General features: G+C 74.0%; 21 protein-coding genes. 14 read left to right on the top strand and 7 right to left on the bottom strand.

Annotated elements, in window-relative coordinates; translation table 11 throughout:
* Nucleotides 1-248 precede the first annotated feature (248 nt).
* The 10 genes from EV562_RS02535 to EV562_RS02490 all read left to right on the top strand — a co-directional run bounded on the left by EV562_RS02535 (nucleotide 249) and on the right by EV562_RS02490 (nucleotide 10,510).
* Nucleotides 249-1,766: a sugar ABC transporter ATP-binding protein gene (locus EV562_RS02535; RefSeq protein WP_133884971.1), complete on the top strand. Its 1,518-nt coding sequence runs from the start codon at nucleotides 249-251 to the stop codon at nucleotides 1,764-1,766.
* Nucleotides 1,763-2,803, top strand: coding sequence for an ABC transporter permease (locus tag EV562_RS02530; RefSeq protein ID WP_133884970.1), 1,041 nt, complete (start codon nucleotides 1,763-1,765; stop codon nucleotides 2,801-2,803). Before EV562_RS02535 ends, EV562_RS02530 begins: the two co-directional genes overlap by 4 nt.
* A complete protein-coding gene (locus EV562_RS02525) occupies nucleotides 2,796-3,827 on the top strand; it encodes an ABC transporter permease (protein WP_133884969.1) in 1,032 nt (343 codons plus the stop codon). The genes EV562_RS02530 and EV562_RS02525 overlap by 8 nt, the downstream gene beginning before the upstream one ends.
* Nucleotides 3,828-3,865: 38 nt before the next feature.
* On the top strand, nucleotides 3,866-4,948 hold the full coding sequence (gene rhaS, locus EV562_RS02520) for a rhamnose ABC transporter substrate-binding protein (protein WP_133884968.1): 1,083 nt from the start codon (nucleotides 3,866-3,868) through the stop codon (nucleotides 4,946-4,948).
* 20 nt (nucleotides 4,949-4,968) lie between these two features.
* Nucleotides 4,969-5,289 (top strand): L-rhamnose mutarotase, encoded by a 321-nt coding sequence (locus EV562_RS02515; RefSeq protein WP_133884967.1) that lies wholly within the window; start codon nucleotides 4,969-4,971, stop codon nucleotides 5,287-5,289.
* Between the two features lie 88 nt (nucleotides 5,290-5,377).
* Complete coding sequence (locus EV562_RS02510; protein ID WP_133884966.1) at nucleotides 5,378-6,403, top strand: LacI family DNA-binding transcriptional regulator; 1,026 nt, start codon at nucleotides 5,378-5,380, stop codon at nucleotides 6,401-6,403.
* A 115-nt stretch (nucleotides 6,404-6,518) separates the two neighbouring features.
* Complete coding sequence (locus EV562_RS02505; protein ID WP_133884965.1) at nucleotides 6,519-7,820, top strand: alpha/beta fold hydrolase; 1,302 nt, start codon at nucleotides 6,519-6,521, stop codon at nucleotides 7,818-7,820.
* Between the two features lie 88 nt (nucleotides 7,821-7,908).
* Entirely contained in the window at nucleotides 7,909-8,652 is a 744-nt protein-coding gene (locus EV562_RS02500; RefSeq protein ID WP_133884964.1) for a PIG-L deacetylase family protein, read from the top strand.
* A gap of 4 nt (nucleotides 8,653-8,656) precedes the next feature.
* Nucleotides 8,657-9,604, top strand: a complete 948-nt coding sequence (locus EV562_RS02495) for a sigma-70 family RNA polymerase sigma factor (RefSeq protein WP_133884963.1) — start codon at nucleotides 8,657-8,659, stop codon at nucleotides 9,602-9,604.
* A gap of 57 nt (nucleotides 9,605-9,661) precedes the next feature.
* Nucleotides 9,662-10,510 (top strand): pentapeptide repeat-containing protein, encoded by an 849-nt coding sequence (locus EV562_RS02490; protein ID WP_133884962.1) that lies wholly within the window; start codon nucleotides 9,662-9,664, stop codon nucleotides 10,508-10,510.
* Here the strand turns inward: EV562_RS02490 and EV562_RS02485 are convergent.
* Nucleotides 10,472-12,049: a cytochrome P450 gene (locus EV562_RS02485; protein ID WP_133884961.1), complete on the bottom strand. Its 1,578-nt coding sequence runs from the start codon at nucleotides 12,047-12,049 to the stop codon at nucleotides 10,472-10,474. The two genes, EV562_RS02490 and EV562_RS02485, sit on opposite strands and share 39 nt — an antisense overlap.
* 121 nt (nucleotides 12,050-12,170) lie before the next feature.
* Between EV562_RS02485 and EV562_RS02480 the strand changes: the two genes are divergently transcribed.
* Nucleotides 12,171-12,779 carry a TetR/AcrR family transcriptional regulator gene (locus EV562_RS02480; protein ID WP_133884960.1) on the top strand — a complete coding sequence of 203 codons (609 nt, stop codon included), beginning with the start codon at nucleotides 12,171-12,173 and terminating at the stop codon, nucleotides 12,777-12,779.
* Nucleotides 12,780-12,889: 110 nt separating this feature from the next.
* Complete coding sequence (locus tag EV562_RS02475) at nucleotides 12,890-13,615, top strand: DUF2470 domain-containing protein (RefSeq protein ID WP_133884959.1); 726 nt, start codon at nucleotides 12,890-12,892, stop codon at nucleotides 13,613-13,615.
* Here the strand turns inward: EV562_RS02475 and EV562_RS02470 are convergent.
* The 4 genes from EV562_RS02470 to EV562_RS02455 form a co-directional block, all read right to left on the bottom strand.
* Nucleotides 13,583-14,803 (bottom strand): lactonase family protein, encoded by a 1,221-nt coding sequence (locus tag EV562_RS02470; RefSeq protein ID WP_133884958.1) that lies wholly within the window; start codon nucleotides 14,801-14,803, stop codon nucleotides 13,583-13,585. The two genes, EV562_RS02475 and EV562_RS02470, sit on opposite strands and share 33 nt — an antisense overlap.
* 79 nt (nucleotides 14,804-14,882) lie before the next feature.
* A complete protein-coding gene (locus tag EV562_RS02465; protein WP_133884957.1) occupies nucleotides 14,883-15,935 on the bottom strand; it encodes a hypothetical protein in 1,053 nt (350 codons plus the stop codon).
* Between the two features lie 38 nt (nucleotides 15,936-15,973).
* Nucleotides 15,974-17,242 carry an FUSC family protein gene (locus EV562_RS02460; protein WP_208298270.1) on the bottom strand — a complete coding sequence of 423 codons (1,269 nt, stop codon included), beginning with the start codon at nucleotides 17,240-17,242 and terminating at the stop codon, nucleotides 15,974-15,976.
* Nucleotides 17,243-17,347: 105 nt separating this feature from the next.
* The gene (locus EV562_RS02455; protein WP_133884956.1) at nucleotides 17,348-17,842 is read right to left on the bottom strand and encodes an FBP domain-containing protein; all 495 of its coding nucleotides are present in this window, start codon (nucleotides 17,840-17,842) and stop codon (nucleotides 17,348-17,350) included.
* A gap of 194 nt (nucleotides 17,843-18,036) precedes the next feature.
* Here EV562_RS02455 and EV562_RS02450 point away from each other — a divergent pair, with 194 nt between their 5' ends.
* Nucleotides 18,037-19,326, top strand: coding sequence for an ROK family transcriptional regulator (locus tag EV562_RS02450; RefSeq protein WP_133884955.1), 1,290 nt, complete (start codon nucleotides 18,037-18,039; stop codon nucleotides 19,324-19,326).
* 113 nt (nucleotides 19,327-19,439) lie between these two features.
* Nucleotides 19,440-19,742, top strand: coding sequence for a hypothetical protein (locus EV562_RS02445; protein WP_133884954.1), 303 nt, complete (start codon nucleotides 19,440-19,442; stop codon nucleotides 19,740-19,742).
* A 118-nt stretch (nucleotides 19,743-19,860) separates the two neighbouring features.
* Here the strand turns inward: EV562_RS02445 and EV562_RS02440 are convergent, their stop codons facing one another.
* Both EV562_RS02440 and EV562_RS02435 read right to left on the bottom strand, forming a co-directional pair.
* Nucleotides 19,861-20,892 carry an SDR family oxidoreductase gene (locus tag EV562_RS02440; RefSeq protein ID WP_133884953.1) on the bottom strand — a complete coding sequence of 344 codons (1,032 nt, stop codon included), beginning with the start codon at nucleotides 20,890-20,892 and terminating at the stop codon, nucleotides 19,861-19,863.
* 326 nt (nucleotides 20,893-21,218) lie between these two features.
* Nucleotides 21,219-22,448, bottom strand: a complete 1,230-nt coding sequence (locus tag EV562_RS02435; RefSeq protein WP_208298269.1) for an FUSC family protein — start codon at nucleotides 22,446-22,448, stop codon at nucleotides 21,219-21,221.
* Nucleotides 22,449-22,489 lie beyond the last annotated feature (41 nt).

Genomic DNA, 22,489 nt, shown 5'->3' with positions numbered 1-22,489 from the left:
TCCGCTGTGTGCGCGACCAATGTGTGAAACGATTCAGAACGTGAAGCTATGAGCCGCCCGAAGGGGTGTCAACCCTTCCGGCCGCCCCGGTGCTCCGTGACTCGGCCGTAACCTTCGACGTTCGACACTTTTTCGACCCGGAACCATTGACGTGACATGGCCCCGCTGCCTAACGTCCCCGGCAACCGAGTTGAAACCTTTCACGATGCCGTGAGGGCCACCCCGCCCGGTGTCGTCGAGGAGCCCCCATGACCCACCCGTCCGACACGGGTACGGCCCCGGTTCTGGCGCTCAGGGACGTCTCCAAGTCCTTCGGCGCGGTCCGTGCGCTGCGGGACGTCTGCCTGGAGCTGTTCCCGGGCGAGGTGCACGCCCTGGCCGGCGAGAACGGTGCCGGAAAGTCGACCCTCATCAAGACGCTGGCCGGAGTGCACCGGCCGGACGCCGGCCAGGTGCTGCTCGACGGCGCGCCGGTCGTCTTCCACGGGCCCGGCGACGCCCGCGACGCCGGTATCGCCGTGATCTACCAGGAGCCCACCCTCTTTCCCGACCTGTCGATCGCCGAGAACATCTTCATGGGCCGCCGGCCGCGCCGCTCCCTCGGCCGCATCGACCACCGGGCGACCCGCGCCGCCACCGCCGCGCTCATGCTGCGCCTCGGTGTCGAACTCGACCCCGACCGGCCCGCGCGCGGTCTGTCCATCGCGGACCAGCAGATCGTGGAGATCGCCAAGGCGCTCTCCTTCGACGCCCGTGTCCTGATCATGGACGAGCCGACCGCCGCCCTCACCGGCAGCGAGGTGGCCCGGCTCTTCGGCGTGGTGCGCACCCTGCGCGACCAGGGCGCCGCGGTGCTGTTCATCTCCCACCGCCTGGAGGAGATCTTCCGCATCTGCGGGCGGGTCACCACCCTGCGCGACGGCGTCCGGATCGCCGGCGAACCGCTGGAGGGCATGACCGAGGACGACCTGGTGCGCCGCATGGTCGGCCGCGACCTCGACGAGCTGTACCCCAAGCAGGAGGTCACCCCCGGCGAACGGGCCCTCAGCGTCCGCAGACTGACCCGCGAGGGCGTCTTCACCGACGTCTCCTTCGAGGTGCGCCGCGGCGAGATCGTCGCGCTGGCCGGGCTGGTCGGCGCCGGACGCACCGAGGTCGCCCGTGCCGTCTTCGGCGTCGACCGCCGGGACGCCGGAGAGGTCGAGGTCGACGGGAAGCCGCTCGTCAACGGCTCGCCCTCCGCCGCGATGGCCGCCGGGATCGCCCTCGTCCCCGAGGACCGCCGCGCCCAGGGGCTCGTGATGGGCATGTCCATCGAGCGCAACATCGGCCTCACCGGCCTGCGGACGACCGTCAGGGCCGGCCTCGTGGACCGCGGCGCCGAACGCAGCCGCGCCCTCGACTGGGCCGTCAAGCTCCAGGTCAAGTACGCCCGCATCGCCGACACCGTCGCCACCCTGTCCGGCGGCAACCAGCAGAAGGTCGTCCTCGCCAAGTGGCTGGCGACCGGCCCGAAGGTGCTGATCGTCGACGAACCCACCCGCGGCATCGACGTCGGCACCAAGGCCGAGGTGCACCGGCTGCTGGGCCGGCTCGCAGCCGACGGCGTCGCCGTCCTGATGATCTCCTCCGACCTGCCCGAGGTGCTGGGCATGGCCGACCGCGTCCTGGTGATGCACGAGGGACGCCTGACCGCCGAGCTGTCCCGCACCGACGCCACCGAGGAGACCGTGATGGCCGCAGCCACGGGGAGGGCCGCCGCATGACGGTCACCGCACCCGACCAGGCCCCCTCGACCGACGTGCCGGGGTCCGGCGCCACCCGGCTGGTGGACCGCATCTTCAGGATGCGCGAACTGGCCATCCTGCTCGTCTTCCTGGTGATGATCGCCGTCACCCAGGCCGGGAACAGTGAGTTCCTGTCCGAGCAGGGCATCAAGGACCTCCTGCTGAACGCGACCATCCTGGTCCTGGTCGCCACCGGGCAGTCCCTGGTCGTCATCACCCGCAACGTCGACCTGTCCGTCGGCTCCACCCTCGGCATCAGCGCCTTCGCCGCCGGCACCTTCCTCCAGGGCGGCGGCAACCCCGTCGTCGCCGTGCTGCTCGCGGTGCTCCTCGGCGTCGGCCTCGGCCTCGTCAACGGCCTGCTGGTCAGTCTCGGCCAGGTGCCCGCCCTGGTCGTCACACTCGGCACCCTCTACATCATCCGCGGCATCGACTCCATCTGGGTCGGCTCCCGCCAGATCACGGCGGCCGACCTGCCCGCGGGCTTCGTCGACTTCGGCTCCGGCGGGATCTCCGCGGTGCCCTGGCCGGCCCTGATCGCCCTGGCGGTCCTCGTCGCCACCGCGTACTACCTCAAGCACTTCGGCGGCGGACGCGAGCTGTACGCGCTCGGCTCCAACCCCGAAGCCGCCCGGCTGGCCGGCATCCCCGTCCGCAAGCGGATCCTCGCCGCCTACACCTGCTGCGGCGCCCTCGCCGGACTCGCCGGCGCCCTCTACCTCGCCCGGTTCGGCAACGTCGACTCCGGCACCGGCACCGGCTACGAACTGACCGTCGTCAGCGCCGTGGTGGTCGGCGGCGTGGTCTTCACCGGCGGCTCCGGCAGCGTCTACGGCGCGGCCCTCGGCGCGCTGCTGCTGACGTCCGTCAACAGCGTGCTGCCCGCCCTCGGCGTCAGCTCCGTGTGGGTGCTGGCCATCAACGGCGTCCTGCTCGTCCTCGCGATCGCCGTCGACCGGATCGTCGCCCTGCGCGTGGCCGACGCCCTGAAGAAGAGGAACGCCCGCCATGGCTGACAGCTTCCCGAAGCGCGCCGTCCCGCGGCCCGCCTCCCTGCGGTGGGACGGGGCCGTGGGCGCCCTGCTCGTGGTCGTCCTGCTGCTCTCCTTCGGCCTCGTCGACGGGTTCGGCAACGCCCTCAACCTGTCCTTCCTCATCGGCAACACCTTGCCCATCGCGCTCATCGCCCTGCCGATGACCCTGCTGGTCGTCTCCGGCGAGATAGACCTGTCGGTCGCCTCCACCGCGGGCCTGTCCGGCGCGGTGATGGGCGCCCTGTGGAACCAGGGCATGAGCATCGAGACGATCATCCCGGTCTGCCTGCTGCTCGGCGTGGCGTGCGGCCTCGTCAACGGCCTGCTGGTCACCCGGCTCGGGTTGCCCTCCCTCGCCGTCACCATCGGCACACTGGCCGCCTACCGGGGCATCGCGCAGATCGTCCTCGGCTCCGACGCGGTGACCGACTTCCCCTCGCAGTACCTGGACTTCGCCGCCGGACGCGTCGACGGCACCTTCCTCCCGTACGCCTTCCTGCCCTTCCTGGTGCTGCTGGCCGCCGCCGTGGTCGCCCTGCACGCCACGCCGTTCGGCCGGTCGCTGTTCGCCATCGGGGCCAACGAGGAGGCCGCCCGCTTCGCCGGCATCCGGGTCAGGCGGCAGAAGCTGATCCTGTTCACGCTGACCGGTCTGATGTCGGCCCTCACCGGCGTGTTCTGGGCGCTGCACTACGCCAGCGCCCGCTACGACAACGCCACCGGCCTCGAACTCTCCGTCGTCGCCGCCGTGCTTCTGGGCGGCATCGACTTCGACGGCGGCAAGGGCACGCTGGGCGGGGCGGTCGCCGGGGTGTTCCTGCTCGGCGCGCTGCAGAACGTGATGAGTCTGCGGGACGTCTCCGCCCAGTCCCAGACCGTCGTCACCGGCGTCCTGCTCGTCCTCTCCGTGCTCGGCCCCCGCCTCGCACGGCAGATCTCCGTCGCGAGGGCCGGACGCAGGGCCGCCTCGGCGCCCCCGCCCGAGGCGCCCGCACCCACCGCGTGACTCCGTCCCGGCTCACCCACCCCCGTAAGGAACCCACCATGCGCAAGTCGTCCGTCCGCCGTACCTGCGCGGTCCTCGCCGCCGTCACCTCCCTCGCCCTCGCGGCCACCGCCTGTGGCGGCACCACGAAGGAGGACGTCAAGGACGAGGGGGGCAAGGCCGCCACGGCGGGCAAGGCGGACCCGAACGCCGAGACGAAGAAGGGACTGACCGTCGGCTTCCTGCCCAAGCAGGTCAACAACCCCTACTTCACCGTCGCCGACAAAGGCGGCGAGAAGGCGCTCAAGGAGCTGGGCTCCAGCTACAAGGAGGTCGGCACCTCCAGCGGCACCGACACCGCCGGCCAGGTCTCCTACGTCAACACGCTCACCCAGCAGCAGGTCGACGCCATCGCCGTCTCCGCTCAGGACCCGGGCGCGCTGTGCACCGCGCTCAAGCAGGCCATGAAGAACGACATCAAGGTCGTCACCTACGACTCGGACACCGACCCCGGGTGCCGCAACGCCTTCATCTCCCAGGCGTCCGCCGACGACATCGGCTGCACCCAGGTGCAGCAGCTCGCCGAGCAGATCGGCAACAAGGGCGAGATCGCGATCCTGTCCGCCGCACAGACCGCGACGAACCAGAACGCCTGGATCGACATCATGAAGGACGAGCTGAAGGACCCCAGGTACAAGGACGTCGAGCTGGTCGAGGTCGCCTACGGCGACGACGACGCCCAGAAGTCCTTCCAGCAGACCCAGGGCCTGCTCCAGGAGCACCCGAACCTGAAGGGGATCATCTCCCCGACCACCGTCGGCATCAAGGCCGCCGCCCAGTACCTGTCCGGCTCCAAGTACAAGGGCAAGGTCAGGCTGACCGGCCTCGGCACCCCCAACGACATGCGCAAGTACGTCAAGAACGGCACCGTCGAGGCGTTCGAGCTGTGGGACCCGGCCAAGCTCGGCGAGCTGGCCGCGCGCACCGCCGTCGCCCTGTCCTCCGGCCAGATCACCGGCAAGGAGGGCGAGACCTTCGAGGCGGGCGCCCTGGGCGAGTACACCATCGGCAAGGACGGGGTGATCGACCTCGGCAAGCCGACCGTGTTCACCGCCCGCAACGTCGACGAGTTCGACTTCTAGCCCCGCGGGGAGCGGCCTTCATGCAACGCGTCTGTTTCCTGCTCAAGGTCCGCCGGGACCGCATCGATCAGTACCGCGAACGCCACGCCGCCGTGTGGCCGGAGATGTGCGAGGCGCTCTCCGCCACCGGCTGGCACAACTACTCGCTCTTCCTGCGGGACGACGGCCTGCTCGTGGGCTACCTGGAGACCGAGGACTTCGCCGCCGCCCGGGCCGGCATGGAGGCCACCGAGGTCAACGGCCGCTGGCAGGCCGAGATGGGGCCCCTCTTCGAGTCCCTCGACGGCGCCCGCCCCGACGAGGCGATGAAGCCGCTCACCGAGGTCTTCCACCTCGCCTGACGGGGCCGTCCAGGGGCGGCGCGGGTACTGTGTGAAGGTCCTGCGGCCGCCCCCTCACCCCCAGCCCGACCTCGGAGGTCCCTGCCCGATGGCCCATTCCGTGGGTATCAAGGACGTCGCCCGCGCCGCCGGAGTCTCCGTGGGCACGGTCTCCAACGTCATCAACCGCCCCGACACCGTCGCGACCGAGACCCGCGCGCGCGTGCTGTCCGCGATCGACCGGCTGGGCTACGTCCGCAGCGAGTCCGCACGCCAGCTGCGCGCGGGCCGCAGCCGCATCATGGGGCTGCTCGTCCTCGACATGGGCAACCCGTTCTTCGTCGACGTCGCACGCGGCGCCGAGCGGGCGGCCCGCGAGGCCGGGCTCGGCGTGATGGTCTGCAACAGCGCGCAGAGCCCCGGCGAGGAGGCCGAGTACCTCTCGCTCTTCGCCGAGCAGCGGGTCCGGGGCGTCCTGCTGACCCCGGCCGACGCCACCGGCCGCAACATCGAGGGCTTCCGGCGCCACCGGATCCCCTTCGTGCTCGTGGACCGGGTCGCCGAGGGCACCACCGAGTGCTCGGTCTCCGTCGACGACGTCGCGGGCGGCGCGCTGGCCGTGCGTCACCTCGTGGACGCCGGACACCGCTCCATCGCCTACGTCAGCGGTCCGCCCGGCCTCAACCAGGTCCGCGACCGCCGCACCGGCGCCCTCACCGCGCTCGCCGAGGCCGGACTCGGCCCCGACGCGCTGCGCGAGGTGCCCACCGAGCGGCTCGACGTCGCCGCGGGCCGGGACGCAGGCGCCCGCCTGCTGGGCCTCGCCGACCGGCCGACCGCCGTCTTCTGCGCCAACGACCTGCTCGCCCTCGGCGTGCTGCAGGCCATGTACGCCGCCGGGGTCGGCGTCCCGGACGACCTCGCGATCGTGGGCTACGACGACATCGAGTTCGCCGCGGCCGCGGCCGTGCCCCTCACCTCCGTGCGCCAGCCCGCCGTCACCATGGGCGCCATGGCCGCCGAGCTGCTCCTCCAGGAGACGGAGCTGGCGGGCACCGACCGCGCCCACCCGCACCGGCGGGTCGTCCTCCAGCCCGAACTGGTGGTGCGCCGCTCCAGCCTCGCCGCCCGCTGACCCGCCGTTCAGGAAGATGGCGTGATCCCGGGGGTCGGCGGCCGCGGGAACGTGTGCTGAACTGGGACACGGCCGAAAGATCCGGCCGTCGTGTCCGTCCGCCCCGGGAGACCCGTTGAGCCTCAGCTACCGCCAGCCAGGTGTCGTCCTCACCGACCGCCGTTTCACCGTGCCCCTCGACCACGCCGACCCCACCGGGGAGACGATCGAGCTGTACGCCCGCGAGGTGGTCGCGAGCGGCAAGGCCGGCAAGGACCTGCCGTGGCTGCTGTACCTCCAGGGCGGCCCCGGCTTCGGGGCGAACCGTTTCGTCGGCCGCCCCGCCTGGCTCGGCCGCGCCCTCGACGAGTACCGGGTGCTGCTCCTGGACCAGCGCGGCACCGGCGCCTCCACCCCGGCCAACCGCCAGACGCTCCCGCTGCGCGGCGGCCCCGCGGAGCAGGCCGACTACCTCACCCACTTCCGCGCCGACGCCATCGTCCGGGACTGCGAGGCCGTCCGCCGCGAGGTCACCGGCGGCGCCCCCTGGACGGTCCTCGGCCAGAGCTTCGGGGGCTTCTGCACCGTCGCCTACCTGTCGCTGGCCCCCGAGGGCCTGAGCGCCGCGCTGATCACCGGCGGTCTGCCCTCCCTCGACGCCCACGCCGACGACGTCTACCGGGCCGCCTACCCTCGCATCGAGCGCAAGGTCGTCGCCCACTACGCCCGCTACCCGCAGGACGTCGAGCGCGCCCGCCGCATCGCCGACCACCTCCTCACCCACGACGTGGTCCTGCCGAACGGCTACCGCCTCACCGTGGAGGCCTTCCAGTCCCTCGGCATCGTGCTCGGCGGTGGCGAGGGCAGCCACCACCTGCACTTCCTCCTGGAGGACGCCTTCGTCCGCACCCCGCAGGGACACGCTCTCTCCGACGCCTTCCAGGAGCAGGCCCAGGCCCTGCTGTCCTACGCGAGCCACCCGCTGTACGCCCTGATCCACGAGGCCATCTACGGCCAGGACGCCCGGCCCACCGACTGGTCCGCCGAGCGGGTCCGCGCCGAGTTCCCGCGCTTCGACGCCGCCAAGACCCTCGCGGGCGACGAACCGCTGCTCTTCACCGGCGAGTCCGTCCACCCCTGGACGTTCGACTGCGACCCGGCCCTGCGCCCGCTGCGCGAGACGGCCGGACTGCTCGCCGCGCGCACCGACTGGACACCGCTGTACGACCCCGCCCGCCTCGCCGCCAACGAGGTCCCGGCCGCCGCGGCGGTCTACCACGACGACATGTACGTCGACACCGCCCACGCCCTCACCACCGCCCGGGCGATCCGGGGCCTGCGCACCTGGGTCACCGACGAGTTCGAGCACGACGGCGTCCGCGCCGGCGGCCCCCGCGTCCTGGACCGGCTGCTCGCCCTCGCCCGCGACGAGGCCTGACGCGCGGGGCGCGAGACGCTGCGGGGCGGGACGGGCGGGGCGCCGGAAATCCGGGCCCGGTGTCGGCGGCGCGGGTTACTGTGCGGGCATGACGGAGCCGACGATCACACCACTGGAGCCCATGCCCGGCGACTGGCGCCGCGCCCTCGCCGTCGTGGCCCACCCCGACGACCTGGAGTACGGCTGCTCCGCGGCGATCGCGGCCTGGACCGACGAGGGCCGCGAGGTCGCCTACGTGCTCGCCACCAGGGGCGAGGCGGGCATCGACACGCTGCCGCCCGAGGAGTGCGCCCCGCTGCGCGAGCGGGAGCAGCGTGCGAGCGCCGCCGTCGTCGGGGTGAGCGAGGTGGAGTTCCTCGACCACCGGGACGGCGTCGTCGAGTACGGCACCGCGCTGCGCCGCGACATCGCCGCCGCGATCCGCCGTCACCGGCCCGAGCTGGTCATCACCTTGAACCACCGGGACACCTGGGGCGGCGTCGCCTGGAACACCCCGGACCACGTCGCCGTCGGCCGTGCCACGCTCGACGCCGCGGCCGACGCGGGCAACCGGTGGATCTTCCCGGAGCTGACCGAGCAGGGCCTCGAACCGTGGAACGGCGTGCGCTGGGTCGCGGTGGCCGGCTCCTCCTCGCCCACCCACGCCGTGGACGCCACCCCGGGACTGGAGCGCGCGGTGCGCTCGCTGCTCGAACACCGCACGTACATCGAGGTGCTGACCGACGAGGACCCGGAGACGTACGTGCGCGGCTTCCTCACCGGCTTCGCCCGGACCGCGGGGGAGCGGTTCGGCGGAAAGCCCGCGGTGACCTTCGAAGTCTTCGGACGGTAGCGGCATGACGGGGGAGCCGGACGTGCGGGGGGAGCAGGACGTGCGGGACGTACGGGGGCGGCAGCGTCTCGCGGAGCGGTTCGAGGAGCATCGCGGCCGGCTGCGGGCGGTGGCCTACCGCATGCTCGGTTCACTGGCCGAGGCCGAGGACGCGGTGCAGGAGGCATGGCTGCGGCTCGACCGCTCCGGCGGGGAGGGCGTCGGCAATCTGGGCGCCTGGCTGACCACCGTGACCGGCCGGATCTGCCTGGACCTGCTGCGCTCCCGCACCGCCCGTCGCGAGGAGCCGATGACCGAGGGCTTCGACTCCTTCGTGCCGGACCCCGTGCTGCGGGCCCTGCCCGGGGCCGACCCGGAGGCGGAGGCCCTGCACACCGACTCGGTGGGCATCGCCCTGCTGGTGGTGCTGGAAGCCCTCGAACCGGCCGAGCGGCTGGCGTTCGTCCTGCACGACATGTTCGCCGTGCCCTTCGACGACATCGCGCCGGTCGTCGAGCGCACCCCGGCCGCCACCCGGCAGCTCGCCCACCGGGCCCGCCGCCGGGTGCGGGACGCGACGCCCGCCGCCGAACCGGACCTCGGCCGGCAGCGCCGGGTGGTCGAGGCGTTCCTGGCCGCGAGTCGCGCCGGTGACTTCGAGGCACTGGTGTCCGTGCTCCACCCGGACGTGGTGCTGCGGGCCGACGCCGGCGCGGCGGCCCTCGGCGTGGCGGCCTCGAAGGCGGTGCGGGGGGCGCGGACGGTCGCCACCGGGGCGTTCCACTTCCGCCACCTCGCCGGACTCGCCCGCGTCGTCCTGGTCAACGGCGCGGTCGGCACCCTCACGGTGTCCGAGGGGCGCGCGGTGTCGGTCACCTACGTCACCGTCGCGGACGGGCTCATCACGGGGCTGTACATCCTGTCCGACCCGGAGCGGCTGGCCCGGCTGGACCTGTCGGCGGTGGAGGCCTGACCCGGGGCGCGGGGCCGATCTCGTACCCGCGTCCCGGCGGTCCGTATCCTCGACGACATGCCAGAACACGAGGGGGACCGGGTGGACGACCGGCCCGGTGCGGAACTGCGCGGCGACTGCGGGAGCTGCTTCGGCCTGTGCTGCGTGGCCCTGCCGTTCGCCCGCTCGGCGGACTTCGCGGTCGACAAGGACGCCGGGACGCCCTGCGCGAACCTGCGTACCGACCACCGCTGCGGCATCCACACGACGCTGCGCGAGCGGGGCTTCACCGGTTGCACGGTCTACGACTGCTTCGGCGCCGGGCAGCGGGTCTCCCAGGTCACCTTCGGCGGCCGGGACTGGCGCACCGGCCCGCCGGAGCGGGCCCGGCGCATGTTCGAGGTGTTCCCGGTCGTCCGCCAACTGCACGAGCTGCTCCGGTACCTGACCGAGGCGCTGACCCTGCCCGCCGCCCGTCCGGTCCACGCCGACCTGCGCGGCGCCCTCGCCGAGACCGAACGCCTCGCCGAGGGGACCCCGGAGGAGCTGGCCGCACTCGACGTGGCCGCACACCGGCAGCGCGTCAACGCGCTCCTGCTGCGTACCAGCGAGCTGGTCCGCGCCGGCGCCGGCGGCCGGAAGAAGAACCGCCGCAACGCCGACCTGATGGGCGCCCGCCTGAAGGGCGCCGACCTGGCCGGCGCCGATCTGCGCGGGGCGTACCTCATCGCCGCCGACCTCACCGGCGCCGACCTGCGGGGCGCCGACCTGATCGGTGCGGACCTGCGCGACGCCGAGCTGAGCGACGCGGATCTGACGGGCGCGTTCTTCCTGACCCAGCCGCAGGTCGACGCGGCCCGTGGCGGCCCGGGCACCAGGCTGCCGGACTCAGTCGCCCGTCCGGTGCACTGGACAGCGGGGCGCTGAAACGTCGTTCCGGGCGCCCTCGGTGCCGTCGGCCGCGGCGGCACCGGTGCGGGAAGCGGGTACCGGCACCGACGGGGCCCGCCGGGCCAGGTGCAGGCGCAGGCCCTCCGGCATCAGTGTCAGCCGCTCCGTCACCCGCAGCCGGTAGCCGGGTTCCGGCCGCAGCTCGTAGCGGCGCAGCAGCAGCCCGAGCACCAGCGTCGCCTCGTGCAGCGCGAACTGCCGCCCTATGCACGCCCGCGCTCCCGTCCCGAACGGTTTGAAGGTGTGCGGGGCGCGCGAGCGCACCGCCTTGGCGTCGAACCGGTCCGGGTCGAACCGCTCCGCGTCCGGACCCCACACCTCGGGATCACGGTGCAGCATGCCCGTGAGCACCAGCGCCCAGGCCCCGCGCCGCATCGGGTGCGTGCCGCCGAGCACCGTGTCCTCGCGGGCCTCCCGCGCGAAGCCGGGCGCGGTCGGCCACAGCCGCAGCGACTCGTCGAGCACCCGGCGCACGTACCGGAGCTTGGCCACCTGGTCGTACCCGGGCGCCTCGGTGCCGCCCCACACCCGGTCCACCTCGGCGCGGGCCCGCGCCGCGACCTCGGGATTCCGGGCGAGGTAGTGCAGGGCGAAGGAGAGCGCGCCCGAGGTGGTCTCGTGGCCGGCGACCAGGAAGGTGATGACCTGGCGGCGCACGTTCTGCGGCGACAGCCGCTCCCCGGTCTCCGGGTGGGCCGTCTCCAGCATCCGGTCGAGCAGGTCGCCGTCACCGCCCCGGCCGTCCGCGCCGCCACCCGCCCGGCGTTCGCGGACGAGGTCGTCGACCGTGCGGTTGAGGTAGGCGATGTCGGCGGCGTTGCGGCGGCTCGCGTCCCGCAGCAGCCAGGGGGCGAGCGGCGCGGGCACCGTGTTCAGACGCTGCGCGTAGCCGAGCGTGCCCACCATCGCGGTGACGAAGGGATGCAGGCGGGGGCGTTCGAAGGAGCCGAAGTCGTGCCCGAACCCGGTGCGCGCGATGGTCTCCAACGTCAGCTTGGTCATGTCGCCGGGCACGTCCACCGCCCGCCCGGCCGCCTCGGCGAGGTCCCAGTGGCCGGTGAGCCGGGCGGCCACGTCCAGCATCATCACGTGGTAACCGGCCATGGCCTCGCGGCTGAAGCCGGGCGCCAGCACGTCGTGCGCGAGCTGCCAGTTGGGCTCGTGGTTGTACGCCGTGAACAGCCCGTCCCCGGCGACCGGCCGCAGGTTGGCCACCCCGAGCCCCACGTGCTTGGCGAACCGCGTCTCGTCCGCCAGGTCGGCGGCGAGGGACGCGCCCCACACGAAGACGAACTCCTTGCCGAACGCCCGCCGCCGGAAGATCGGCCCCAGCCGCCGCGCGTACTCGAGCGAGTCCTGCATCGGGGTGCGCCGGCTGGCCCCCACCACGTCGCCGAGCAGCGGCAGCCGGTACGGCGGGTGCGGGATGCGGCGCAGCTCGGGCCAGCCCTGCTCGGCACTGCGGAAACCCTTGGGCAGTCCGCCTCGGGTGGTCTCCCTCGCTGTCTGGGCCATGACGCGATCTCCCTTGACGCTGCGGCGTGTTGCACGAGCCGAGGCGAGCGTGTTGTACATGGATTCAATAACGCGTCCAGTCTCGACCCGTTGTTGAACCGGCGTCAAGTAAGGTGCGGGCATGGCCGCGAACCAGGGCGAGCGCACCCGCCGCCGGCTCAGTACCGCCGAGCGCCGGGAGCAGTTGCTCTCGGTGGGCGCGCGACTGTTCTCCGAGAGCCCCTACGACGAGGTCTGGATCGAGCAGGTCGCCGAGATCGCCGGGGTCTCCCGAGGGCTGCTGTACCACTATTTCCCGAACAAGCGGGACTTCTTCGCCGCGGTCGTGGAGCGGGAGAGCGAGCGGATGCTGCGGCTGACGGCGGCCGTGCCCGGCGTCCCGGTCCGCGAGCAGCTCGCCGCGGGCCTCGACGCGTACCTCGAGCACGTCCGGGCCCACGCGCACGGCTACCGCGCCTTCCATCGCGCCGACGCCACGGGCGACCGGGCCGTGCGCCGGGTGTACCGGCGGGCGCTCGCGGTGCAGGAGCGGCAGATCCTCGCCGCCCTGGCCGCCGACCCGGAGTTCGGTCCGGCCTTCGCGGAGCGCGGCGACGTGCGGCTCGCGGTGCGCGGCTGGCTGGCCTTCACCACCGCCGTCTGCCTGGAGTGGCTGCGGGACCCGGAACCCGGCCGCGAGCAGGTGCGCGACCTGTGCGCACGGGCGCTGCTGGGAGCCATCGCGCCCTGAGGTCACGGCGACCGCATCGCGGACGGAGCCGGTGCCGTGGTTGGCGCGCTCTCCGATCTCCGATAGGTTAGGTGAGCCTTACCTAATGAATTGCCCGAACGGAGGTTGGGATGGGAGACACCCACGCCTGGACGGCCGGGCCGGCCGCGGCGGAGCAGGCCCGGTCCGTGCTCGCCGCCGCCTGGTCCTGCGCGGTGACCGCGGAGGGCGGCCGCGACGAGTTCGTCGGGGCGCACAGCGTGGCCGACGACGGACGGGTGCTCCTGCGGGTGCCCGAGGACAGCACCCTGCTCGCGGCGGCGCTCTGTGCTCCCCGCGGGGAGCCGTCCGCCGTGCTGGAGTTCGCCGACGTGGCGCCCGTCCCGGTGCGGAGCCGGATCAGGGCCCGGCTCTGGCTCGCCGGCCGGCTGGCCGTGGAGGAGGGGCACCTGGCCTTCCGGCCCACCCGCGTGGTGCTGCGGCGTCCGTCCGGTGCCGTGGTGGTCGACGTCGACGAGTTCGCCGCCGCCGCGCCCGATCCGCTGGCCCTGGCCGAGGCCCGGCTGCTCACCCATCTCGCCGACTGCCACGACGACGCCGTGCAGCGGCTGACGCGTCTCGTCGATCCGGACAGCCTGCACGGAGCGGTCCGGGTGCGGCCGCTCGCCGTCGACCGGCACGGGCTGACCCTGCGCATCGAGCGCGTCCGCGGGCAGGGCGACGTACGCCTGCCCTTCCACGCGCCGGCCGACGAGGTCGCCCAGCTCACGGAGCGGGTGCACGTACTGCTCGCGCAGGCGGGCGCCGCCTCGTGCCCGCGGGCCCTAGAGCGGCAGCGCGCAGACGGCGACGGGTGACGCGAACGGCTCTCCCACCGGGCTCAGTCGGCCGGTGTCCCCGCTCACGCGGAACGCGCTGACGGTGCCGGACCGCTGGTTCGCCGCGAACAGCAGCCCGCCGTCCGGGGAGAACGCGATCTGCCGCGGGAACGCGCCGCCGGCCGGCACCGTGCCCAGCAGCCGGAGCCGGGCCCCCTCCGCCTCCACCGCGTACCGTGCGAGGCTGTCGTGCCCCCGGTTGGCGAGGAAGGCGTACGCGCCGTCGGACGTGACCAGCAGCTGCGCCGGGTAGTTGGTGCCGGGCCCGGGGTCCGGCCCGGTGCCGGTTGGCTGGCCCTCGCCGACGGTCAGGCGTCCCGTCCCCGGGTCGTACGCGCAGACCGCGACGGTGTTGTCGACCTCGTCGGCGAGGTAGGCGTGGCGTCCGCCGGGGTGGAAGGTGAGGTGTCGCGGTCCGGCGCCGGGCCGGGTCCGCGCCCGGGAGACTTCCGTGAGGGTGCCCGCGCTCTCGTCCAGGCGGTAGGTGTACACGGTGTCCGTGCCCAGGTCCACGGCCAGCACGTGGCCGCCGTCCGGGCTGGTGACGACCTGGTGGGCGTGCGGGCCCTGCTGTCCGGGGCCGGGCGGGGGAGCGGTGTGCGTGACCAGGTCGGTGCGCTCCCCGAGCGCGCCCGAGGCGTCGATCGGGTGCACGGCCACGCTGCCCGAACCGTAGTTGGCGCTGAGCAGCCAGCGTCCGCCCGGGTGCACGGACAGGTGGCAGGGCGCCGCGCCACCGGTGCTCCGGCTGCCCAGCACCCTGCGGTCCGCCAGCCGGACGGCGGTCACCGCCCCGTCCTCGCGCTCGTTCACCGCGTACAGGGTGCGGCCGTCGGGATGCACCGCCAGGTACGAGGGGTCGTCCACCTCGGCGAGGACCCCCCGGCCCGTGACGCGTCCCGTGCCGGGGTCGTACTCGGCCAGCCCGATGCCCCTGCCGCCGCCGTCGGCGGAGGTGTAAGTGCCGAGGAGGAGCGGGCGCGGGCCGGACGCCTCCCGCCGCCCGCCCGCCGCGTTGCGGCTCGCCCCGGGAGCGGTGGCCGCCGGGGCCGGGCGGTCGGGGTCCGCCCGTCCGCCGCAGGCCGCTGCCGCGGGGAGCGCCGCCGCGGCGGCGCCCCGTGCGAGGAGCCGGACGAACCGGCGCCTGTCGAACCCGTGACCGCTCATGCCGCCTCCCGTGCCGGTGCGGGCGGCCGTGCGAGCCGCCCCTGCCCTCCGATGGTCCCCCGCACGCCCCGGCTCGCGGCTACCAGTCCCCGTCCTGCACCGGCTTGCCCGGGGCGTCCCCCAGCGGGTGGACCTGGCCGGGCGCGGGAGTCTGCCACGGCTCGTGGTCGTCGCCGACCCACTCCCCGACCGGTTTGACGTCCCGCAGCGGCTCGGTGGGCGCGAGGTCGTCGGCGTCCTGGTCGTAGTAGTCGTACCAGGGCAGACCGGCGCGTGTGTACGCCGCCCGGTCCACCGGCGAGGGCGGCGGCGCCTCGCCGGTGATGCGGCGCCACTCGGGCGGCGTCACCAGGTGCACGAAGACCCGGCCTGCCGGGCGCTCGGCCCAGTCCGTCAGCGCCCGCTCGTCGCGGTACACCTCCTGGCGCATGGAGCCGCCGACGCCGAGGCCCATGGCCGGCGCGGACCGGGCCCGTGGCGCACCGCCGTACCCGGGAGCCGCACCCGGGGCCGGCGGGGCCATCGCCGGCGCCGCGGCCCCGAAGGCGCCGCCCGAGGGGGCCGCCCTGCGTGCCAGCTCCGCGCGGCGTCGCTCCTCCTCGCGCCAGCGGGCCAGTTCCGCCTCGCCCAGCGTGAACGCCTGGAGCTGGACGCCTCCCCAGACCTCCTCGCCGGTGACCTGGCCCTCGACGGTCGCCCCCATGCCGAGCGGCACCGCCACGAACTGCCGGACCGTGCCGGACCCGGAGTTGATGCCGTCCAGCCAGGGCTGGCGGGGGAGGACCACGTAGTTCTGCGGATCGCGCGTCAGCCGGTCGCTCCACGGGCGGCCCGAGACCGCGCACACCTTGCCCACCCCCACCTGAAGGGCGGCGGGCTCCCGGGTGCCCGCGAAGCTCAGCCACATGGCCTCGCGCAGGTACACCGGCAGCATCACGCCGCCGCGCGCACGCCACGCCTCGGGCACGCTGTCGGCGTAGTCGGCCACCCGCCGGACCGGGAACTCGCCGAGCCCCGGCGGCAGCGGGTGCGTCCCCGTCTCGGGCAGCCGCAGGGTGCGTACGAAGCGCACCGCCGCACCCCCCGGCAGCATCAGCCGGTTCCCGTCGATCCGCACACTGGTGTCGGTCATCCGAACGCCCCTCATCCGCCGTGCCTGTTCGTCGCTCCTCATGAGGAACGCCGCGCGGCGGCCCCGCGGTTCCGCCTGCGCGGCCGCCCCCGCAGCCGGCCCCGCACGCGGTCCCGCAGCCGGGTGAGCCGCGGCATGCGCTCGCGCTGCTCGCGGGTGTGGCGGTCCAGCTCCTCCAGGAGCCGGCGGGAGCGGTGCTCGGTGTCCATCTCGTCGATGATCCGGTTCACCTCGGCCAGCACCGCGCCCAGCAGCTGCCACTGCCGGGAGTCGCGCCGGACCTCGTCGAGGAGCAGGTCGGCCAGCCGGTCCCGGGTGGCCGCGGCCTGGCGCAGCTCGGCGGCCAGCCGCTCCTCCGCGGACTCGGCGCTCTCGCTCGCGCTGCTGGTGACCAGCACCGAGAAGCTCACCACGGCGTCGGCGATCTCGGACAGCAACTGCTGGACGGCGGCCCCCGTCTCCGGCGAGAACAGGGGCTCCGGCTCCCGCTCCTTGGCCAGGTCGGTGAAGCTGCGGGCGAGGACCCGCATGACGACCGTGCAGATCTCCAGGGTGTCCAGGCCGGTGCGCAGCACGACCCGGTGCAGGAGTCCCTCGCGCACCCGGGGGTTGAACCGCAGGCTGTCCTCGGCCTGGCGCAGGTCCTCGTCCACCTCGCCGATGTCGTGGTCGAGCCGGCGCGCCTCGTGCAGCCGGGCCGCCGCCTCGTGGAACGGCGTGCTGCCGGCCGCTTCCTCGCCCATGCGCAGCAGCAGCTGGCGCACCTGCCGGGCCAGCCCGACGACGGACTCGCCGGCCTGCTCCACCCACACCGGGGGCGCGAGGATCAGGTTGAAGACCAGACCGACGATCGCGCCGATCAGGGTCTCCACCACCCGGGCCCAGGCCAGGCTCCCGTGCGAGGTCACGCCGAGCACCAGCATCGCGCTGATCGCGACCTCGGCGGTGAACTCCTCGGCGCGCACCAGGTGCCCGACGCCCAGCGCCGCCACGATGATCAGGGCCAGGCTCCACCAGCTCAGCCCGACCAACTGGCTGAAGGCGATGGCGACCAGAACGCCGGCCACCACGGCGTTCACCCGGCGGAAGCTCATCTTCAGCGTGGCGTACAGGGTGACCTGGACGACCAGCAGCGCGGTCAGGGGCGCGGTGAGCGGTGCCGCCGACTTGTCGGGGGACAGCCGCACCGCGATGACGTAGGCGATCGAAGCCGCGGCGGCGGAGCGCAGGGCCTGCACGACCACGGGGTCCCGCAGCCACTTCACCCGACGCAGAGCCGCCTTGGCGGCCTCAAGCACATCCCGCATCCTCGGGCTGTTCCCTTCCGCAGGCGCCTCGAACGTGTCCGATCAGGACGGTAGCCGGACGCGGGCGGCCGGACCCCTCTCACGCGCCGGGCGCCGCCGGACGGTTCAGCCGGTCACCTTGGCGACGAACGCGGCGAGATTGCCCACGGTCCGGGCGATCTGCTGCTCCAGGGTGAGGCTCTCCTCGAACCGGCCGCCGCTCTCCGGCACCTTCTTTCCCCGCAGGTACAGGGAACAGGCGAGGTCGGTGCACATGTACAGGCCGACCGAGTTGCCCTCGCGGCCGGCCGCCCCCGCCTTGCGCGCCGTCATCAGCGACACACCGCCGCGGGGATGGGTGGTCAGGCACAGCGCACACATGCTGCGCTGGAGGAAGCCGCTGCGCGGCGGCTGGAACCGCAGCGCCACACCGGTGGGCCGGCCACCGTCCTCCAGGACCAGATAACTGCGGTCCGGCGCCCCGGGGTCACGCCAGCCGAGGAAGTCGAGGTCGTCCCAGGGGCGTTCGCCGAGATCGCGGGGCACGGCCAAGCGCTTCGCCTCGCCCTTCGAGCAGTTGATGAAAGAGGCCCGGACGGCCTGCTCGTCGAGTGCTCTCATGGGAGCCTCCCTTGCACATGGACACCAAAACTAGACTCTCTAGGTTTACGCCTAGCGTAGATAGCCTACGGCGGAGGGTGCCAGCGATTTCTCGGCGAGCGCGAGTTCATAGCATGAATTAAGGGCGAAGGGAAGTCGCGTGCGGTTGTCCGGCAGAGGTATGTTGCAGACCGGGCACGTACGGGAGGAGCCACATGGCGGGGCGGAACGGACGCACGGTGCGCGACCTGAGGAGGGCCAACCGTACGGCCGTGCTGCAACGGCTCTACTTCGACGGACCGCTCAGCCGCTTCGAGCTGGGCCCGGCGACCGGCCTCAGCTCCGGTTCCGTGAGCAACGTGGTCGCCGACCTGGTCGCCGACGGACTCGTGGAGGAGGCCGGCAGCGTCGACTCCGACGGCGGCCGGCCCCGCACGCTGCTGCGTGTGGCCCCCGCGAGCGGCCACATGATCGGCGTGGACGTCGGGGAGACCCGGGTGCGCGTCGAGCTGTTCGACCTGACCCTCACCGAACTCGCCCGCGCCGAACGCCCGCTGGCCCAGCAGCGCTACGACGTCGACGTCATCGTCGGACACATCCGCGACGGCATCGCCGACGTCCTGGCCACGGCCGGACTCGCGCCCGCCGGGCTGCTCGGCGCCGGCATCGGCGTCCCCGGCATCGTCGAGCACACCGCCGACCGCGGTGCCGTGGTGCACGGCCAGACCATCGGCTGGGACGCGGTCCCGCTGGAGGCGCTGCTGCGCGCCGGCTCCCCGCTGCCCGACACCGTCCCCTACTTCATCGACAACGGGGCCAAGACCCTCGGCCAGGCCGAGATGTGGTTCGGCGCCGGACGCGGCGCCCGCAACGCGGTCGTGGTCCTCTTCGGTTCCGGCGTCGGCGCCAGCCTCGTCACCCCCGAGGCGGAGCAGGGCCGGGCCGTCGAGTGGGGCCACCTGACGGTCCGGGTCAGAGGGCGCCGCTGCCGCTGCGGAGCACTCGGCTGCCTGGAGGCGTACGCGGGCGCCGAGTCGCTGCTGGCCCGCTGGCGGGAGGAGGGCGGCCGGGTGCCGGAGGGCACCGACGAGGAGAGCGCCCTCACCGCGCTGCTCGCCGCCGCCTACCCCGCCGACGGCGAGGCCGCCGACCCGGTCGCGCTCGCCGTCCTGGAGGAGACCGCCGAGTACCTGGGCGCCGGCCTGTCCGACCTGATCAACCTCTTCCAGCCCGAGCGGATTCTCATCGGCGGCTGGGCCGGCCTCCAGCTGGGCGACCGCTTCCTGCCCGCCGTACGCCGGCACGCGGTGTCCTACGCCCTGCGCCACCCCGCCAGGAAGGTCACGGTCGACCTGGGGCGGCTCGGCCCCGACGCCGTGACCGTCGGCGCCGCGATCCTGCCCCTGGCCGACTTCTTCACGCGCGGCGGCAGACGTCCCGAGCCGGCCCCGGAGTACCCGGTCCCCGCCTGGCGCACGGCGCTCGAGGAGCGGGCGCCGCACTGAGGTTTCGCCGGGCCCCGAGGAGGTACCCGGGGCCGCTCCGGAGGCCGGCACCGGCGGAGGACCGCCGGTGCCGTCCCCGGATGTCCTGGAGAACCGTCGGGAAGGAGTGCGCCGTGTCCGACCACCGCGAGCAGGGACCGGGGGAGAACGGTGCCCCCGTCCCCCGCGACATGCCGGACCAGCAGGCCGGGGACCACGACGACCCGTGGGAGGCGGCCTCGCCGACCCGCGAGCAGCTCGAGCACCGGCAGGGCCTGGACGACGAGCGGCCCGAGGACGGCGGGGCCGGTGACGCGGAGTCGGAGCCGGCGACCGACGTACCGGACACCGACGAGGCGGGGACCGGCCGGCAGGGTGCGCCGCACTCCGGCGCCGTACACCCCGAGCATCCGGTGCCCGACGAGTCCTCCGGCTGACCTGCCCGAGGAGTCCTCCGGCTGACCGGGGCGGGCGAGCGAGTCTCCCGGTCCCGGCGTGCGCTCCCACGCGTGAGGGGCGGCGGGCACCGTGCCCGCCGCCCCTCACGCGTGGGGCTCAGCCGACCTTGCGCCCGCGCATCGGCTCCGTGTCCGCCCCCGCGCCCTCCCGCAGGCCCCGCAGGAACTCCTCCAGCACCTGCGTGGCGGTACGCGTCGGGTGCCAGCCCAGCACGTCCCCGGCCCGCGCGCAGTCCATGATCGGCAACCGCAGTACCGCGTCGAACAGGTGCGGCGAGGCCGGCAGCAGCCGCAGTCCCCACGCGGCGGCGATCGCCGAGCGGGCCGCGGTGCGGGGCAGCCGCACCGGGCGCACCCCGAGCATCTCGCCCAGCACCTCCGCGTCGACCGGCGGCTCCGCGGCCAGGTTGAACGCGCCCCGCGCGTCCTCGGAGCGCGCCGCCAGCCGGTAGGCGTTTGCCGCGTCGTCCGTGTGCAGGGCCTGCACCCGCAGACCGGGGACGTCCGGCAGGAAGGGCAGCAGGTCCACCCGCGTCGCCGGGCCCGGCAGGAACCGGCCACCGAAGATCCGGCGCTGCTCACTGGCCGACTCCCGCTTGAAGAGGAAGGCCGGCCGCATCCGCACCACGCGGATGCCCGGATGGTCGCGTTCGAAGGTGTCCAGGGTCCGTTCCAGGTACGCCTTCTCCCGGCAGTACGCGGCGTCCGGCCAGCCGTGCGTCGGCCACGACTCGTCCACCGCGTGGGTCTTCGGCCCCGGCGAGTACGCGCCGACCGACGAGGCGTGCACCAGCGCCGGCACCCCGGCCGCGGCCACCGCCTCGAAGACCCGGATCGAGCCGAGCACGTTCGTGCGCCAGGTCGTCGCCGGGTCGTGCGTCGGCTGGAACGCCCAGGCCAGGTGGATCACGGCGTCGGCCCCGGCGAAGTGGCCGGCCAGGTCGGTCTGCTCCGAGGCCAGGTCCACCGCCGCCCACTCCGTCTTCGCGGGCGACCACCCGGGCACCCGCCGCGCCAGCCCCAGTACGGACCCCACCTCCGGGTCCTCGGAGAGGAGCCGCACCACACTGGTGCCCACGTTGCCCGTCGCGCCCGTGACCACGATCCTGCCGCCCGTCGTGCTGCTCACCCTGTGCTCCTCTCGGTCGCGTGCCCGTGCGGAGAGCACCGGGTACCCGCCGCCCGGGAAGAGCACGCGCGAGAAGCGCGGGAGCCGGGGAGGCGCACAAGGAGAAGCCCCGGCCGTGACGGGGGAATCACGGCCGGGGCGGACCGGGGCGGATACGGAGGGCGGTCGCCTCTCGGCGAAAGGCTCCACAGGGCTTCAGCCGAACGATCGTCCCTGTGGGCAATAGGTGAGGCCCGGGGACACTGTCCCCTCCGTACCCACGGTCTGTTCAACGGTGAACGACCTGCGGGTGTTCCACCGTTCGTCGCGGTGGGCGGTGAGGTGCGTCACTGCCTGTCGTCCGCGGGGTGTTCCGCGGGACGTGCCGCGGAGTCCCGGGCCTCGGGCACGACCTCGGCCCACAGGTTCTCCGCCTGCAGGACCAGGGTGCCGAGGACCGCCGCCCGTGCCGCCTCCCGCCCGGCGTGCTCCCGCAGCCCTTCCTGCAACTGCAGGTGCAGCTCCTCCATCGTCTCCTCGGCGGCCGCCTTCGTGTCCGTCTCGGGCCTCTCTCCCACCAGACGGCTCGCCTCGGCGTGGCAGGCTTCGGCGATCAGCCGCAGCAGGCGCGCGTACAGGTCGAGCACCGGACGTTCGGGCGGGGCGGGTGTCCGCCGCTCGTCGACCGCCACCGCCAGCGTCCGGATCAGCGCCGTGATGTTCCCGGTGACCCGGCTCCACCGCTGGTCCTCGTCCTCCGGCGGCACCGTGGCGGGTGCGCGGTGCAGCCTGCGCAGCGAGCGGGAGGTGAGGCGCAGACTCTCCTGGCTCCACGAGCGGGCCGACTCCAGGGCCCCCAGCCGCCGCTGCAGGCGCGCGGCGTCGCTCGACCAGGCGGCCGCGCTCTGCGCGTCCCACTCGGTCTCCCGCAGGCCGGTGGAGACGGTGCTCAGCACGTCGCCCGACTCCCGGGCCAGCGCCGCGAGGTTCTCGCGGACGTCCCTCAGGTGGATCGGCGGCAGCACCAGGGCGTTGACCGCCACGCCGATGACCGCGCCGAGCGCCGCCTGCCCGATCCGGTGGCCGACCGCGGGGGCCGACACCGCCGTGCCGGAGGCCAGCACGAACACCGCCGTGGTGGCCGTGTAGATGCCCTGCCGGCCGAAGCGGGGCCAGTTCGCCATCAGCATCAGCACCGGCAGGGACAGTGCCAGCGCACCCGTGGTGTCGTCCGTGATCGCCTGCGCGGCCGACGCGACCAGCGCTCCCGCGCAGATCGCCGCGAACTGCTGTCCGGCCTGCCGCACCGAGCTGTACACGGTGGCCTGGACGAGGACGAGAGCCACCCAGGGCGCCATCAACGCCATCGGGTCGTCCAGCCAGAGGTCCGCCACGGCCCAGGCGAGCAGCGCCGCACCCGCGGCCTTCAGGGACTGCACCACCAGGTCGCGTTCCCGCCCGGGACCTCGCCAGGCGGCCCGCACGGCCCGCCCGACGGCACACAGCTCCCACCACACGGCGGTCAGGGGCCGCCGCCCCCGGAGCGTCTTCCGGCGGCCGGGTGTCACAGCGGTCATGCGGCGCGGGACGTCCGCCCGGCCGGCGGAGTCGTACGGGG

This window comes from Streptomyces sp. BK208, assembly GCF_004364245.1.
In the GTDB taxonomy this organism is placed as follows: Bacteria; Actinomycetota; Actinomycetes; order Streptomycetales; family Streptomycetaceae; genus Streptomyces.
This window is presented reverse-complemented; position numbering and strand designations above follow the sequence as displayed.

Coding starts and splice junctions, on each gene's coding strand:
- EV562_RS02525 (WP_133884969.1), top strand. CDS start 2,796: ATGGCTGACAGCTTCCCGAAGCGCGCCGTCCCGCGGCCCGCCTCCCTG.
- EV562_RS02535 (WP_133884971.1), top strand. CDS start 249: ATGACCCACCCGTCCGACACGGGTACGGCCCCGGTTCTGGCGCTCAGG.
- EV562_RS02435 (WP_208298269.1), bottom strand. CDS start 22,448: ATGACCGCTGTGACACCCGGCCGCCGGAAGACGCTCCGGGGGCGGCGG.
- EV562_RS02450 (WP_133884955.1), top strand. CDS start 18,037: ATGGCGGGGCGGAACGGACGCACGGTGCGCGACCTGAGGAGGGCCAAC.
- EV562_RS02480 (WP_133884960.1), top strand. CDS start 12,171: ATGGCCGCGAACCAGGGCGAGCGCACCCGCCGCCGGCTCAGTACCGCC.
- EV562_RS02460 (WP_208298270.1), bottom strand. CDS start 17,242: ATGCGGGATGTGCTTGAGGCCGCCAAGGCGGCTCTGCGTCGGGTGAAG.
- EV562_RS02485 (WP_133884961.1), bottom strand. CDS start 12,049: ATGGCCCAGACAGCGAGGGAGACCACCCGAGGCGGACTGCCCAAGGGT.
- EV562_RS02455 (WP_133884956.1), bottom strand. CDS start 17,842: ATGAGAGCACTCGACGAGCAGGCCGTCCGGGCCTCTTTCATCAACTGC.
- EV562_RS02500 (WP_133884964.1), top strand. CDS start 7,909: ATGACGGAGCCGACGATCACACCACTGGAGCCCATGCCCGGCGACTGG.
- EV562_RS02515 (WP_133884967.1), top strand. CDS start 4,969: ATGCAACGCGTCTGTTTCCTGCTCAAGGTCCGCCGGGACCGCATCGAT.
- rhaS (WP_133884968.1), top strand. CDS start 3,866: ATGCGCAAGTCGTCCGTCCGCCGTACCTGCGCGGTCCTCGCCGCCGTC.
- EV562_RS02495 (WP_133884963.1), top strand. CDS start 8,657: ATGACGGGGGAGCCGGACGTGCGGGGGGAGCAGGACGTGCGGGACGTA.
- EV562_RS02530 (WP_133884970.1), top strand. CDS start 1,763: ATGACGGTCACCGCACCCGACCAGGCCCCCTCGACCGACGTGCCGGGG.
- EV562_RS02470 (WP_133884958.1), bottom strand. CDS start 14,803: ATGAGCGGTCACGGGTTCGACAGGCGCCGGTTCGTCCGGCTCCTCGCA.
- EV562_RS02465 (WP_133884957.1), bottom strand. CDS start 15,935: ATGACCGACACCAGTGTGCGGATCGACGGGAACCGGCTGATGCTGCCG.
- EV562_RS02475 (WP_133884959.1), top strand. CDS start 12,890: ATGGGAGACACCCACGCCTGGACGGCCGGGCCGGCCGCGGCGGAGCAG.
- EV562_RS02510 (WP_133884966.1), top strand. CDS start 5,378: ATGGCCCATTCCGTGGGTATCAAGGACGTCGCCCGCGCCGCCGGAGTC.
- EV562_RS02490 (WP_133884962.1), top strand. CDS start 9,662: ATGCCAGAACACGAGGGGGACCGGGTGGACGACCGGCCCGGTGCGGAA.